14 protein-coding genes are annotated in these 13946 nt (G+C 71.9%); 8 read left to right on the forward strand and 6 right to left on the reverse strand.

Features of this window, described 5'->3' with window-relative positions; genetic code table 11:
- Window positions 1–6: 6 nt before the first annotated feature.
- Window positions 7–831, reverse strand: coding sequence for a Clp protease N-terminal domain-containing protein (locus ACIRPP_RS22635; protein WP_403645719.1), 825 nt, complete (start codon window positions 829–831; stop codon window positions 7–9).
- A gap of 84 nt (window positions 832–915) precedes the next feature.
- On the opposite strand from ACIRPP_RS22635, the gene ACIRPP_RS22640 reads away from it, so the two are divergent.
- Window positions 916–2127 (forward strand): DUF2786 domain-containing protein, encoded by a 1212-nt coding sequence (locus ACIRPP_RS22640; RefSeq protein WP_403645722.1) that lies wholly within the window; start codon window positions 916–918, stop codon window positions 2125–2127.
- A 76-nt stretch (window positions 2128–2203) separates the two neighbouring features.
- On the opposite strand, the gene ACIRPP_RS22645 is transcribed toward ACIRPP_RS22640, so the two are convergent.
- Together ACIRPP_RS22645 and ACIRPP_RS22650 are read right to left on the reverse strand one after the other, a co-directional pair.
- Entirely contained in the window at window positions 2204–2725 is a 522-nt protein-coding gene (locus tag ACIRPP_RS22645; RefSeq protein WP_403645725.1) for a DUF4232 domain-containing protein, read from the reverse strand.
- Window positions 2726–2851: 126 nt separating this feature from the next.
- Window positions 2852–3349: a hypothetical protein gene (locus tag ACIRPP_RS22650; protein ID WP_403645911.1), complete on the reverse strand. Its 498-nt coding sequence runs from the start codon at window positions 3347–3349 to the stop codon at window positions 2852–2854.
- A gap of 527 nt (window positions 3350–3876) precedes the next feature.
- Between ACIRPP_RS22650 and ACIRPP_RS22655 the strand changes: the two genes are divergently transcribed.
- Entirely contained in the window at window positions 3877–4161 is a 285-nt protein-coding gene (locus ACIRPP_RS22655) for a DUF397 domain-containing protein (protein ID WP_164338660.1), read from the forward strand.
- Window positions 4162–4411: 250 nt separating this feature from the next.
- On the opposite strand, the gene ACIRPP_RS22660 is transcribed toward ACIRPP_RS22655, so the two are convergent.
- A complete protein-coding gene (locus ACIRPP_RS22660; RefSeq protein ID WP_403645728.1) occupies window positions 4412–4933 on the reverse strand; it encodes an ATP-binding protein in 522 nt (173 codons plus the stop codon).
- A gap of 343 nt (window positions 4934–5276) precedes the next feature.
- On the opposite strand from ACIRPP_RS22660, the gene ACIRPP_RS22665 reads away from it, so the two are divergent.
- From ACIRPP_RS22665 to ACIRPP_RS22690, 6 genes are all read left to right on the forward strand, one after another.
- Window positions 5277–6101, forward strand: a complete 825-nt coding sequence (locus ACIRPP_RS22665) for a helix-turn-helix transcriptional regulator (protein WP_164338664.1) — start codon at window positions 5277–5279, stop codon at window positions 6099–6101.
- Between the two features lie 79 nt (window positions 6102–6180).
- On the forward strand, window positions 6181–7641 hold the full coding sequence (locus ACIRPP_RS22670) for an aldehyde dehydrogenase family protein (protein ID WP_403645731.1): 1461 nt from the start codon (window positions 6181–6183) through the stop codon (window positions 7639–7641).
- Window positions 7642–7789: 148 nt separating this feature from the next.
- Complete coding sequence (locus tag ACIRPP_RS22675; RefSeq protein WP_192230732.1) at window positions 7790–8338, forward strand: DinB family protein; 549 nt, start codon at window positions 7790–7792, stop codon at window positions 8336–8338.
- Window positions 8339–8362: 24 nt separating this feature from the next.
- Entirely contained in the window at window positions 8363–9004 is a 642-nt protein-coding gene (locus ACIRPP_RS22680) for a PadR family transcriptional regulator (RefSeq protein ID WP_403645734.1), read from the forward strand.
- Between the two features lie 138 nt (window positions 9005–9142).
- Window positions 9143–10117 (forward strand): ATP-binding cassette domain-containing protein, encoded by a 975-nt coding sequence (locus ACIRPP_RS22685; RefSeq protein WP_403645914.1) that lies wholly within the window; start codon window positions 9143–9145, stop codon window positions 10115–10117.
- Window positions 10114–10872 (forward strand): ABC transporter permease, encoded by a 759-nt coding sequence (locus tag ACIRPP_RS22690; protein ID WP_403645737.1) that lies wholly within the window; start codon window positions 10114–10116, stop codon window positions 10870–10872. The genes ACIRPP_RS22685 and ACIRPP_RS22690 overlap by 4 nt, the downstream gene beginning before the upstream one ends.
- Before the next feature lie 246 nt (window positions 10873–11118).
- Here ACIRPP_RS22690 and ACIRPP_RS22695 read toward each other — a convergent pair whose 3' ends face one another.
- Together ACIRPP_RS22695 and ACIRPP_RS22700 are read right to left on the reverse strand one after the other, a co-directional pair.
- Window positions 11119–12531, reverse strand: coding sequence for a glutamate decarboxylase (locus ACIRPP_RS22695; RefSeq protein WP_403645740.1), 1413 nt, complete (start codon window positions 12529–12531; stop codon window positions 11119–11121).
- A gap of 122 nt (window positions 12532–12653) precedes the next feature.
- On the reverse strand, window positions 12654–13940 hold the full coding sequence (locus ACIRPP_RS22700; protein WP_403645743.1) for an ion channel protein: 1287 nt from the start codon (window positions 13938–13940) through the stop codon (window positions 12654–12656).
- Window positions 13941–13946: the final 6 nt, after the last annotated feature.

Here is a 13946-nt window from a genome sequence, read left to right on the forward strand (position 1 = left end):
GCGGGATCAGCCGTCCTGCGTGCCGGCCGTCCGGTTCCCCTCCGCCTCTTCTCCCTCCGCCTCTTCTCCGTCGTCCCCTTCTCCCTCGTCCTCCTCTTCCTCCTCCTCCGCGCGCGTCTCGACGAACTGCGCCAGCAGCTCGACGACGTACCGTTCGCTCGCCGCCTTGTCGACGCCGGCCGTGCTGAGCACGCCCGTTCCGTTCTCGTGCTCCAGCAGGGCGAGCAGCAGATGCTCGGTGCCGACGAAGTTGTGGCCGAGGCGGAGGGCCTCGCGGAAGGTGAGCTCCAGGACCTTCTTGGCCGCCGGACCGTACGGCACCAGCTCGGGGCCCTCGTCGGCGGCCGGGGGGAGCGCCGCTCGGGCGGCCTCGCCGACCGCCTTCAGGGTGACGCCCTGCTCGGTGATCGCCTTGGCCGCCAGGCCCCCGGGGTCGGCGAGCAGCCCGAGGACCAGGTGTTCGGGCAGGCCCTCGGCGTGGTGGGCGGCCTTGGCCTCCTCGTGGGCGGCCATGACGGCCTGGCGGGCGCGCGGGGTGAAGCGGTTGAAGCCCTGGCTCGGGTCGAGGTCGATGCCCTCCTTCGGGACGAAGCGCTTCTGCGCGGCCTGCCGTGTGACGCCCATGCTCCGGCCGATGTCGGTCCAGGAGGCACCCGACCGTCGTGCCTGGTCCACGAAGTGGCCGATGAGGTGGTCGGCCACCTCGCCGAGGTGCTCTCCGGCGAGGACCGCGTCCTGGAGCTGCTGGAGGGGTTCCTCGTGGACCTTCTTGATGGCCGCGATGAGGTCGTCGAGCCGCACGGATGACTTGATGGTGGGGTTCGTCGTCATGTGTCAACCGTAAGTTGACAGTTCAGGGGTGTCAACCTTCGGTTGACATCGGAAAGGGGTTCGGGCCGTGGCACGATCGGGCCCGTGAGTACGTCCAGCACCGTCGAGCGCGCCTTCCGGGCAGCCCTCTACGACCCGTCCGACGCAGCCCTCGACGCCGGCGCGTCCCTGCTCGCCGCCGACCCGGAAGCGGACGCCGAACTCGCCCGGTGCGGCGAGGAGTTCGTGGCGGCGGCCTGGCGCCGGGGCTGGCAGCCCGCGGACGTCGTACGGATCGTGCGACGCGAACTGGACGACACGCGTGTGCGGCTGGTGTCGGCCCTGATCCGTGCGCAGGCGCCGCACGACCGCGCCCGCGGGCCGCGCTGGAAGGCCCAGCTCGCCGAGCTGACCGATGAGCCGGCGCCGCGCACGGACCGCTTCTCGCACGCCACCGCCGTCCTGGAGCTCTACCGCCTGCTGCTGCGCCTTCCCGCCCTGGAGGCGCTCGACGAGGGAGCCATGGGCGGCGGACGGGACGGGCACGGTCGGCGCGACGCCCGCCGGGGACCCGAGGGGCGGGAGGGGCGCGAGGGGCGGGACGATGCGGCGCGGCCGGGTGGCCGGCCAGGTGAGGACTCACCACCGGAGCCCCGCATGCTCACGCGTATCCGTGCGCTGCTGGCCAAGGCGGAGGCGACCGGCTTCCCGGAGGAGGCGGAGGCCCTCAGCGCCAAGGCGCAGGAGCTGATGGCGCGGCACAGTGTCGACGAGGCGCTGCTCGCCGCCGGGGCGCCGTCGGCGGAGGCGCCGGTGGGCTGCCGCATCGGGGTGGAGGCGCCGTACGAGCAGACCAAGGCGGTGCTGCTGGACGCGGTGGCCTCCGCGAACCACTGCCGGGCGGTGTGGAACGAGGCCCTCGGCTTCAGCACCGTGGTCGGTTTCGCCTCCGACCTGGAGGCCGTGGAACTCCTCTACACCTCCCTGCTGGTGCAGGCCACCACCGCCATGACGAAGGCCGAGGCCGCGCAGCGCGCCGGCGGACGCAAGCGGACCAAGACCTTCCGGCAGTCCTTCCTCGCGGCCTACGCCCACCGCGTGGGCACGCGCCTCGCCGAGGTGGCCGAGACCCAGGTGACCGGCGACCTGCTGCCCGTGCTCGCCTCCCGGGAGGCGGCGGTCACCGAGCGGCTGGACCGGCTGTTCCCCGAGACCACGACCACCCGTCTGCGCGGGGTGAGCGACCTGGCGGGCTGGGAGGAGGGCGTCCGGGCCGCGGACGAGGCCCGGGTCGGACGCCGTCCGCGGCTTCCCTGAAGCAGCGCAGGCCGCGCCCGCGGCTCCCGCGAGGCGGCGGTTCGGGCCGCACCGACGGGCTGCGGGCGTCGCTCGCTCAGTCGCCCGTCTGCTGGTACGGGCTCACCGACATCTCGTACCCGCCGTCCTCGGTGGGGGCGATCCCGCCGTAGGTCCAGGGGATCTTCTTCGTCTCCGGCCCGGGCGTCACCGCGAAGTGCAGGTCGGCGGGGTTGAAGGAGGTGCCGCGCACATAGGTGACGACGAACGACGTGGTGTCGCCCTCGGCCAGGGTGATCTCCTGGGGCCGGGCGCCCTCGACCAACGGCACCTCGACCGTCTCGGAGTCGCTCGCGCCCGCGAGGAACACCTCGGGGTTGCCGTCCAGGACGCAGGTGCCGCCCTCGTTCAGGACGGTGACGGGGACCTCGCCGGTGTCGCCGTCGGCCGGAGCGGTACTCGCGGGGCCGGCCTCCAGGCGCACCTGGCCGGTCTCGCAGGCGGCCGGTTTCCGGTCCTCGCCCTTGCCCTCGCCGCCGGCCGGAGTGCCGTCGTCGCAGGCGGTCAGCAGGAGGAGAGCGGCGAAGGCGGCGGTGACGGTGACGGGCAAGGCGCGCATGAGGAGTCCCCCGGGTTCAGTGGCGGTGCGCACCGATCATCACGCATACGGAACGCGACGCGCCCGCCGACCCGGCGAAGTCGCCCCACGGTCCCCGCGAGCCCGGCGTGATCCGGACGAGAGGCCCTACGAGCCCAGCCCCGTCGTCGGCAGTCCCGTCGGCAGGCTGCCGCCCTCGGCCTTGGTGTAGGTCTCCGTGCCGAGGGTGCCCTCCCACGTGACCTGCAGGGTGGACTTGTCCACCGGCTCGACGCTGCCCTTGGCACGGTCGTCGTTGCCGTTCCCGCAGTCCAGGGCGATGGTGTGGGTGCCGTCCTCCTCGCGCGCGGTGCCGCTGCACACGGTGCCGCCGGTGACGAAGAGTCCGGCCTGTTCTCCGGTGACGACCAGGATGACGGCCTTGCCGTCGGTGGTGGCGAGCCAGCTGCCTTCCAGCGCACCGGCCGGAGCGCCGCTCGCGTCACCCGATCCGCCCGAACCTCCCGTGCCGCCGCCGGAGCCGGCGGTCGCGGTCACGGACGGGGTGGCGTCGGACCCGGAGTCCTCGTCCGGGTCGCCGTCGGAACTGCACGCCGTGAGGAGGAGCGCGGCGGCCAGGCCGCCCGTGGCCGCGGCGAGCCGCAGGCGCCGCCGGGAGGTGCGGCCGGTGCCCGTCCGGGTCCGTGCCGTGCGGGAGACGGTGTCCGACACCACCGATGCCACCGAAGTCACTGCGAGCCCCCTAGCTGTAGCGGCCTTCCCGGCCGGAACGACCGCAGACAGCTAACAGGACCCGCCCCGCGCGCGACCAGAGTCAGTGACACAGCTCGCATCGCGCGTGAGGCCCCCGGGGTCCCATGGCCCGATCCCGGGATCCTCATGAGTCGTGGAACGCGCCGAAAAGAAAGGTGGGCACGTTCACAGGCATGAGGAGGGCACATAAGGAAACACGAGGGAACATGTGGGCCCCTGACTGCGTCTCATAGAGAGCGGGGGCTCCACGGGGTGCGTCGAAACGTGCGCACCGGGTTCGGCAACGCTGTAACCGCAGGAACACCCGCCGTGCACGTGCATCTGCCCATGCACCTGCACGGGAAACACAGCTATGATCCGGGTCAGTTGACCAATGCATCAATGGCCACTTCAGCCAGTGCACCACCGGGGAGCGACCTGTGGACCACGACGTGTACGACGGTGACGTGTACGACGGTGCCGACGCGTCCGGCGTGTACAACGGCATGGCGGCCACCACGCTGAACGGCGTGGCCTGGCAGAAGAGCCGGCACAGCAACTCGCAGGGATCCTGCGTGGAGTTCGCCCGGCTGCCCGGCGGGGACGTGGCGGTGCGCAACTCCCGCTTCCCCGACGGTCCCGCGCTCGTCTACACGCGTGCGGAGATCGAGGCGATGCTGCTGGGCGTGAAGGACGGCGAGTTCGACCACCTGGTCGCCGGCTGAGGGCTGAGGGCTGAGGGCTGAGGGCGACGGTCGCGGGCCGGCCCGGTCGACCGCTCCATGCGACCGTCCGGCCACGCGCCAGTGCCGGCGCCACGCCTCCATGCCTCCACGCGCCCTCGGACCAATGCCCGGCGCGCCGTCAGCCCTCAACGCCTCCGCCCCGCACCCCCGCCCGTGACGCCTGAGGCGCCCGATGCCCAAGAGGCGGTGACGCGCGTAGAACGGCGACGCGACGATGCCCTGCCCTACGTCACCCGGGGAGGCCGCGCGGGCCGTCGCCGGGACAGGACAGCCGGAACAGGGCCCACACGACCTTGCCGTTCAGCGCGCCCGCCATGGGGTGCCAGCCCCAGCTGTCGCTGAAGGAGTCGACGAGGAACAGGCCGCGCCCCGATTCGGCGGCGCAGTCGTCCGAGTCGCGGGCGACGGGGCTGTCGTGGCTGGGGTCGCGCACCGCGCACACCAGTCGCCCGGTCCACCGCATCAGGTGGAGCCGGACGGGCGGCTCCTGGTCGGACAGGCGGGGCGCGTCGGCCGGCAGGGCGTGCCGCAGGGCGTTGGTGACCAGCTCGGACACCACCAGGCACACGTCGTCGAACCGGTCGCCGAGTTCCCACTGGTCCAGGGTGGCGCGAGTGAACCTCCGGGCGTCGCGCACCGCTTCGTAGCGGGCGGGAAGGGCGCAGGAGGCGGCGTCGGACACGGCCGCGGGGTCCAGTGGTGGAAGGCCCTGCCGTAACGGCTCGAGCATGGTCGATCCATTCGTCCCCATGCGAGGCACTCCCGGAAATTCGCGGTCCAAGCGAGGCGGCGGTGGTGCGGGACCATGGTTTCGGATGCGTACAGCAGATGCAAGGGCAGATGCACGTGCAGCTGACCGAATTAGACCTGCCCGTACCGGTTGTTGGGCAATTTTTCCGTCATCTCGTTGTCCACTTACGGCTGTCCTCTTGTCCCCGCTGTGATCCTTCCTGAACGGATTCCTTGGCTTGAATCCATTTCCGTAACCGGGCGAGTACAGCTCGGAGTGTTTTAGTGGCAGACTGCGGCGTCTGAAGACGTTGGGGAGGCTGGCGAACGTGAGCGCGGGAGAGCCGGGATCGGTGGTGCGGCGCATGCTGCTCGGATCACAACTCAGGCGACTGCGTGAGGCGCGGGGGATCACGCGTGAGGCGGCGGGCTACTCGATCCGCGCCTCCGAATCGAAGATCAGCCGGATGGAGCTGGGCCGGGTGAGCTTCAAGACCAGGGATGTCGAGGACCTGCTGACGCTGTACGGCATCACGGACGAGCAGGAGCGCGCCTCGTTGCTCTCCCTCGCCAAGGAGGCCAACGTCGCGGGCTGGTGGCACAGTTACTCGGACGTGCTGCCGAGCTGGTTCCCGACCTACGTGGGTCTGGAAGGTGCGGCCTCGCTGCTGCGGGCGTACGAGGTGCAGTTCGTGCACGGTCTGCTGCAGACCGAGCAGTACGCGCGTGCGGTCGTCCGGCGCGGCATGAAGGGGGCGAGCGAGGAGGACGTCGAGCGGCGGGTGGCGCTCCGTCTGGAACGGCAGAAGTACCTGGTCTCCGAGAACGCCCCGGAGTTCCACGTGGTCCTCGACGAGGCCGCGCTGCGGCGCCCGTACGGCGACCGGGACGTGATGCGCGGTCAGCTCCAGCACCTGATCGACGTCTCCGAGCACCCCAATGTGCGGTTGCAGGTGGTGCCGTTCGGCCTGGGCGGGCACTCCGGGGAGTCCGGCGCCTTCACCATCCTCAGCTTCCCCGAGTCCGACCTGTCGGACGTGGTCTACCTGGAGCAGCTGACCAGCGCGCTGTACCTGGACAAGCCCGAGGACGTGGCCCAGTACGAGAACGCGCTCAAGGAGCTCCAGCACGACAGTCCGGGCCCCTCGGAGAGCCGGGACCTTCTCCGTGGACTCCTCCAACTCTCCTGAAATATAAGTACGATGACGTGTGATCAGACCATCGGGTCGATTCGGGGCCGGCTCCGGCAGCGAGGGATTGAGGGATCACATGTCGTCGTACTTCACCGACCTGGCACAGCAGTACATCGACGGTGAGTGGCGCCCGGGCACCGGCTCCTGGGACATCATCGACTTCAACCCGTACGACGACGAGAAGCTGGCCTCGATCACCATAGCCACGGTCGGCGAGGTCGACGAGGCGTACCGCGCGGCGGAGCGGGCCCAGAAGCAGTGGGCGGCGACCAACCCGTACGCCCGCCGGGCGGTGTTCGAGAAGGCGCTGAGACTGGTCGAGGAACGCGAGGAGGAGATCTCCGAGGCGATCGTCGCCGAGCTCGGAGGCACGCGGCTGAAGGCCGCGTTCGAGCTGCACCTCGCCAAGGAGTTCCTGCGCGAGGCCGTGCACCTGGCGCTGCGGCCCGAGGGCCGGATCATCCCCTCGCCGGTGGACGGAAAGGAGAACCGCGTCTACCGCGTGCCGGTCGGCGTGGTCGGCGTGATCAGCCCCTTCAACTTCCCCTTCCTGCTGTCGCTGAAGTCGGTCGCCCCGGCCCTCGCGCTCGGCAACGCCGTGGTGCTCAAGCCGCACCAGAACACGCCGATCGTGGGTGGCTCCCTGATCGCGAAGATCTTCGAGGACGCGGGTCTGCCCGGCGGTCTGCTGAACGTCGTCATCACCGACATCGCGGAGATAGGTGACGCCTTCCTGGAGCACCCGGTCCCCAAGGTCATCTCCTTCACCGGCTCGGACAAGGTCGGCCGGCACGTCGCCACGGTGTGCGCCTCCCTCTTCAAGCGCTCGGTGCTCGAACTGGGCGGGAACAGCGCGCTCGTGGTGCTCGACGACGCCGACGTGGACTACGCCGTGGACGCGGCCGTGTTCAGCCGCTACGTGCACCAGGGCCAGGTCTGCATGGCGGCCAACCGGGTGCTGGTGGACCGCTCGGTGGCCGACGCGTTCACCGAGAAGTTCGTCGCCAAGGTCCGGTCGCTGAAGGTCGGGGACCCGCGCGACCCCTCGACCGTCATCGGCCCGGTGATCAACTCGCAGCAGGCGGACTCCCTGACGGGAGTCGTCGAGCAGGCGATCGCCGAGGGCGCGACCGCCCTGGTGCGGGGCGAGCGGACCGACAACCTGGTCGAGCCGTCCGTGCTCACCGGCCTCCCGGCGGACTCGGCGCTGCTGCGGCAGGAGGTCTTCGGCCCGGTCGTCTTCCTCGTCCCGTTCGACGGCGAGGAGGAGGCCGTCCGCCTGGTCAACGACAGCCCGTACGGGCTCAGCGGGGCCGTGCACACGGGGGACGTGGAGCGGGGCGTGCGGTTCTCCCAGCAGATCGACACCGGCATGTTCCACGTCAACGACGGCACCGTGCACGACGAGCCGATCGTCCCGTTCGGCGGCGAGAAGCACTCGGGCCTCGGCCGGCTGAACGGCGACACCATGCTGGACGCCTTCACCACCATGAAGTGGATCTCGGTGCAGCACGGCCGGAGCGGCTTCCCGTTCTGACGGGTTCTGAGGGGCCGTTCTGGAATGCCACCCGAACGGTCTCACCGTCCCGGGCCATCGAGGACAGAATCTGACCTCGATGGCCCGTAGCGTCCTTCATGTCAGGCGGCAGGAACACCTGCACCGGAACGACGGAAGGCGGACGGACATGGTCACCCACGTGGGACCCGAGGAGCGCGGCGACGAGCGGGGGGCCCTGCTGGCCTTCGTCGCCGAGCAGCGCGGCGGCATCCGGCGGGCTCTGCTGGGCCTGAGCGACGAGCAGGCGTCGTCCCGCCCCAGCGCCAGCGAGCTGTCCCTCGCCGGGCTGCTCAAGCATGTCGCCGAGGTCGAGCAGGGCTGGATCGCCCGGGCGAAGGGCGAACCGCCGGCGGTCCACCGGGACGAGTCGAACTGGCACGAGTGCTTCCGGCTGGTCGGCGACGAGACCGTACAGGACCAGCTCGCGTACTACGAGAAGGTGGCCGCGGAGACGGAGGCGTTCATCCGGTCCGTCCCCAGCCTCGACGACACCTTCCTGCTGCCGAGGACGTCCTGGAACCCGAAGGACGAGTGGCTGTCGATGCGCTGGCTGTGCTTGCACCTGATCCGCGAGACCGCCCGGCACGCGGGCCACGCCGACATCATCCGCGAGTCGCTGGACGGCGCGACCGCCTTCGCGCTGGTGGCGCGGGAGCAGGGCGGCGACCTGGGGTGAGCCCCGGCGCCCTACGCTGGGCGCATGTCAGCGATCCGTCTCCTCGTGCTCGGCGCGGTGCGCCAGCACGGGCGGGCCCACGGCTACCAGGTCCGCAACGACCTCGAGTACTGGGGCGCGCACGAGTGGTCCAACGCCAAGCCCGGCTCGATCTACCACGCCCTGAAGCAGATGGCGAAGCAGGGACTGCTGCACGCGCACGAGACCGCGCCCTCCACGGCGGGCGGTCCGCCGCGCACCGAGTACGAGATCACCGAGGCGGGCAACGAGGAGTTCTACGCGCTGCTGCGTGCGGCCCTGGTCGACTTCGATCTGCGGATGGACGTGAAGTCGGCGGCCGTCGGCTTCATCGTCGACCTGCCGCGCCAGGAGGTGGTGGCGCTGCTCCGGGAGCGGATCCGGAAGATCGAGGAGTGGCGGGCCACGGTCAGCGGGGAGTACCTGCCGGCGGGAGGCCCCGACGAGCTCGGGCACATCGGCCAGATCATGCGGCTCTGGGACAGCTCGGCCGAGGCCGAGGCGGTGTGGGCCCGCGAGCTGATCGAGAAGATCGAGGGCGGTGCCTACACCTTCAGCGGCGAGGGCGAGCCGTTCGTCGCGGTCCTGGCCGACGGCCAGGAGAACCCGTACGGGCCGGGCGAGCCTCATCCGGGGGACGCGCGCTGACGGCTCCCCGGCCCGGTGCCCGGTGAGACCGCCGGAGCACCGAGCCGAGTAATCAAGTTTGACGAGTTGCGCGGACGGGCACTACCGTCGCGGGCTCGTAGTCAACTTTGACTAGCGAAGGAGGGAGTCTCAGTGTCAGTGGCCGACACGGTGATCACCGTGGAACAGGCACGCAAGACGTACGGCGGGAAGGGCACACGGGGTGCCGCCCCCGCCCTGGACGGCCTCGACCTCACGGTGGCGCGGGGCACCGTGCACGGCGTGCTGGGACCGAACGGCGCGGGCAAGACAACCCTGGTCCGCATCCTGGCCACCCTGCTGCGCCCCGACGCGGGCCGCATCGAGGTGGCAGGGCACGACGTGGTGCGCGAGGCGTACGCCGTGCGACTGCGCATCGGACTGCTCGGCCAGCACGCGGCGCTCGACGAGGAACTGGGCGGGCGGCAGAACCTGGAACTGTTCGGCCGGCTGCACCACCTGGGCGCACGGCGGGCCCGCGCGCGGGCCGGTGAACTGCTCGAACGGTTCGACCTCACCCGCACCGGCCGCAAGGCGGTGAGCCAGTACAGCGGCGGCATGCGGCGCCGCCTGGACCTCGCTGCGTCCCTCATCACCGAGCCGGAGGTGCTGTTCCTGGACGAGCCGACGACCGGGCTGGACCCCCGCGGGCGGGCCGAGGTGTGGCAGTCGGTCCGCTCCCTGGTGGGCGGGGGCACCACGGTGCTGCTCACCACCCAGTACCTGGAGGAGGCCGACCAGCTCGCGGACCGCATCTCGGTCGTCGACGCCGGCCGGGTCATCGCCGACGGCACGGCCGACGAGCTGAAGGCGGCCGTCGGCGGCGACCGCATCGACGTCGTCCTGCGCGACGCCGGACAGCTCGGCGCCGCCTCCGCCCTGCTCCCCGCGGCGACCGGGTCGGTCACGGTGGACGCCGACCGCCGCCTGCTCAGCGCCCCCGTCACCGACCGCATGGCGGCGCTGACGCGCGTGGTCCGCGCCCTGGCGGAGGCGGGCATCGAGGCCGAGGACATCGCCCTGCGCAGGCCCACGCTGGACGAGGTGTTCCTGCACCTCACCGGGCCCGACGACCGAGTGGAGGAGCCCGCGTGATCACCTACGCACTGACCGACTCCTGGACCATGACCCGCCGCGAACTCGCCCGCTGGGGACGCCGGCCGGTCACGGTCGTGGTGAACCTGATCTTCCCGGTGATGCTGCTGCTGATGTTCGGCTACCTGGTCGGCGGCGGCCGGGGCGTCGACGGCAGCTACCTGGACTTCCTCCTGCCCGGCATGCTCGCCCTCACCATGGCCTTCGGCCTGGAGGGCACGATGGTCGCCGTCACCCAGGACCTCGACAAGGGCGTCGTCGACCGCTTCCGCTCCCTGCCGATGACCAACGGCGCCGTCCTGGTGGGCCGTTCCGCCGCCGACATGCTCCAGTCCGTGCTCGGCCTGGCGGTGCTCCTGACCGTCGCCGCGGCGCTCGGCTGGCGCCCCCACGGCGGTCCGGCGGCCTTCCTGACCGCCGTGGGACTGCTCCTGCTGCTCCGCTTCGCCATGCTGTGGATCGGCATCCACCTGGCCCTGGTGGCCGGCCGGCCCGAGATGGTGCAGGCGGTGCAGATCCTGGTCTGGCCGGCCGGGTTCCTCTCCACCGCGTTCGCCTCGCCCGGGTCCATGCCCGGCTGGCTCGGCACCCTGGTGCAGTGGAACCCGATCTCCCACACCGCCGAGGCCGCGCGCGGCCTGTTCGGCCCGGCCGGGGAGTCCGGACACGTGTGGGCCGCCGCCGTCTGGCCGCTGGTCCTGCTCGCGGTGTTCTTCCCGCTCGCGGTACGGAGGTTCACGCGGCTCAGCCGCTAGGCGGAGGCCGGCCGGGACCTCGGGGCCACCCAGGGCCTCGCGTTCAGGCGCGGTGCCGGGCTCGCCGGCCCGGCACCGCGCCTCGCCGCGTTGTCGGCGGCTGTCAGGGCTCCGCCCTGCCGCCCTCCTCCGCCTTGCGACGCTCCCCCAACTGCTCGAACGGCGTGGGCGGTACCCCCATCACCGGACCCCGCTCCCCGGTCCGGCCTGTTCCGGCCTGTTCCGGCCTGATCCGAACGAAAGACCTTAGTGGTGGAAGCCGGTGGCGGCGTTCCTGTCCTGGACCAGCGGGTGCTGCTGCCGGCGCAGTTCCGGCAGCAGCCGGGCCAGGTCCTGGGCGAACAGGTCGGCGAGGTCCTCGGAGAAGCCGTTGCGGCACACCACCCGCAGCACCGACAGGTCCTCGCGGTTCGCCGGGAAGGTGTAGGCGGGCACCAGCCAGCCGTTCTCCCGCATCCGCCGCGACACGTCGAAGACGTCGTAGGCCGTCACCTCCGGCGCGGTGGTGAAGGCGAAGACGGGCAACTCGTCGCCCCGCGTGAGCAGCCGGAAGTCGCCGAGCGCCTCGATGCGTGCGGCCAGCCCCGTGGCCACGTCCCGCGCCGTCTGCTGCACGGCGCGGTAGCCCTCCCGGCCCAGCCGCAGGAACGTGTAGTACTGCGCCACCACCTGCGCGCCGGGCCGGGAGAAGTTCAGCGCGAAGGTCGGCATGTCGCCCCCGAGGTAGTTGACCCGGAACACCAGCTCCTCCGGCAGCGTCTCCGCGTTGCGCCACAGGGCCCAGCCGACACCCGGGTAGACCAGCCCGTACTTGTGCCCGGAGGTGTTGATGGACGACACGCGCGGGAGGCGGAAGTCCCACACCAGGTCCTCGTCGACGAAGGGCGCGACCATGCCGCCCGACGCCCCGTCGACGTGCACCGGGATGTCGAGGCCGGTGCGCTCCTGGAGCTCGTCCAGCGCGGCGCACAGGTCCGCGATCGGCTCGTAGGACCCGTCGAAGGTGGACCCCAGGATGCCGACGACCCCGATGGTGTTCTCGTCGCACTGCTCGGCCGCGGCCCGCGGGTCCAGGTGGTACCGGTCGCCCTCCATGGGCACCTGACGGGCCTCCACCTCCCAGAACGTGCAGAACTTCTCCCAGCAGACCTGGACGTTGACGCCCATGACGAGGTTCGGCCGGGCGTCCCGGGACGGGTACCGGTCGGCGTTGCGCTTGGCCCAGCGCCGCTTCATCGCCATCCCGGCGAGCATGCACGCCTCGCTCGAACCGGTCGTCGAACAGCCCACGGCCGCCGAGGGGTCGGGCGCGTTCCACAGGTCGGCGAGCATCGCCACACAGCGCCGCTCCAGCTCCGCGGTGCGCGGGTACTCGTCCTTGTCGATCATGTTCTTGTCGCGGCACTCGCCCATCAGGCGGCCGGCCTCCGGCTCCATCCAGGTGGTGACGAAGGTGGCGAGGTTCAGCCGGGCGTTGCCGTCCAGCATCAGCTCGTCGTGCACCAGTTGGTACGCCGTGGCGGGGGCCATGGGCGGGCCGGGCATCCGGTGCTTGGGCGGCGCCTGCGTCATGTCGCCGACCGGGTTCGCCGGGCCCAGGAAGGGATTGACGGACAGGGGGCGCTCTTCGTCGTACGGGTGGCCGTCGTGCAGCGGCATGGATACCTCCGGATCGTGGGGCCAACGGGAAGACGGGGGCCGGGCGGGGCGGGCAAGGGGGCCGCGGGGGACGCCGGCCGGTGCCGGGCGGCGGCCGGGGGAGGGGCGGGTGGCGCCGGGGGTCACCGCAGGGCCGTCCCGTCCGGCCGCAGCTGCATCTGCGGACGGCCCGTCACCAGCAGCCAGGCGGGCAGCGAGGCGAAGCAGAGCAGCGCGATGATCCCCGGCGAGGAGACCAGGACGGCGGCGACGAACAGGCTCACCCAGCCCTGCCGGGTGATGGCCAGCAGCACCCCCAGCACCGCCGCGGACACCCCCACCGCCGGGTGCACCTCGGGCACCAGGGCGTGCGCGCACAGTCCGAGCGAGGTCCCGACGAACACCGCAGGGAAGATCCGCCCGCCCCGGAAGCCGCAGGACGCGGCCACGAGCAGGGCCGCCAGCTTCACCACCGTCATGACGGCGAACTCGCCCGCCGTCCAGCCGTCGGGGTCGCCCGCCAGCTCCGCGATCTCGTCCAGGCCCTTGAACAGCGTCAGATGGCCGCCCACGGCCGCCAGGGCGGCCAGCACGACCCCGCCCGCCGGCAGCATCAGCATCGGGTGCCGCAGCCTCGCGAAGCCCCGGTGGACGTACGGGAAGGCACGCACCGCGGCCATGCCGAGCAGCGCGCCGACGGAGGCGATGGTGAGCGCGGCGAGCAGATCGGTCCAGCCGGGATGGCCGAAGGAGGGCAGGTGCAGGTCGAAGTTGGGCCGGGACACCAGGGTGACGGTGAGCGCGCCCGCGGCCGCCGCGGTCAGCGGGGCGAAGACGCCGTCCCAGAGCTTCCCCTTCAGGGGCTGCCCGGCCAGCGCCTCGGAGATGATCAGCGCGGCGGCCACCGGCGTCCCGAACAGCGCGCCGATCGTCGCCGCCTCCGCGAGGGCTGCCCAGCTGCGTTCCGGTGCCTGCGGGAAGGCCCGCAGCCCGGCCCAGACGGCCAGGGAGACGTTCACGGCGATGATCGGGTTCTCGGGGCCGAGGCTCGGTCCGCCCGCCAGCATCAGGGCGGTCGCCAGCAGCAGCCCCGGCAGGGCGGCCGGCGGCAGGACGGGGGCGTCGAGTCCGGTGGTGGCGGGATCGGGACCCGCGTGCCCGGGGGTCTTCCACACCACCAGCCCCACGGCGATGCCGGTGGCGACGAGCATCACGGACATCCACAGCACGGAGTACCGGCCGACCCCGAGCGCGTCGGGCACCGTCCGCCACAGCACGTCCTGGAGTTCCTCGGCCCCGGCGCTCACCCCCACCAGCAGCAGGCTCGCCGTCACGCCCACGAGCAGCGCCGGGAGGATGGAGGGCAGCAGGGCACGGGCCGGCGTCGCCGGAGCGGTGGGGGGTGCCTCGGGGGCGCTGTCCTGGGCCACGCGCAC

The sequence above is a fragment of the Streptomyces sp. NPDC101219 genome, assembly GCF_044767675.1.
GTDB lineage: Bacteria > Actinomycetota > Actinomycetes > Streptomycetales > Streptomycetaceae > Streptomyces.

What these genes read in the sequence shown, in the direction of transcription:
- ACIRPP_RS22635 (WP_403645719.1), bottom strand. Translation starts at nt 831, where the DNA reads ATGACGACGAACCCCACCATCAAGTCATCCGTGCGGCTCGACGACCTC.
- ACIRPP_RS22645 (WP_403645725.1), bottom strand. Translation starts at nt 2,725, where the DNA reads ATGCGCGCCTTGCCCGTCACCGTCACCGCCGCCTTCGCCGCTCTCCTC.
- ACIRPP_RS22660 (WP_403645728.1), bottom strand. Translation starts at nt 4,933, where the DNA reads ATGGGGACGAATGGATCGACCATGCTCGAGCCGTTACGGCAGGGCCTT.
- ACIRPP_RS22665 (WP_164338664.1), top strand. Translation starts at nt 5,277, where the DNA reads ATGCTGCTCGGATCACAACTCAGGCGACTGCGTGAGGCGCGGGGGATC.
- ACIRPP_RS22670 (WP_403645731.1), top strand. Translation starts at nt 6,181, where the DNA reads ATGTCGTCGTACTTCACCGACCTGGCACAGCAGTACATCGACGGTGAG.
- ACIRPP_RS22675 (WP_192230732.1), top strand. Translation starts at nt 7,790, where the DNA reads ATGGTCACCCACGTGGGACCCGAGGAGCGCGGCGACGAGCGGGGGGCC.
- ACIRPP_RS22680 (WP_403645734.1), top strand. Translation starts at nt 8,363, where the DNA reads ATGTCAGCGATCCGTCTCCTCGTGCTCGGCGCGGTGCGCCAGCACGGG.
- ACIRPP_RS22695 (WP_403645740.1), bottom strand. Translation starts at nt 12,531, where the DNA reads ATGCCGCTGCACGACGGCCACCCGTACGACGAAGAGCGCCCCCTGTCC.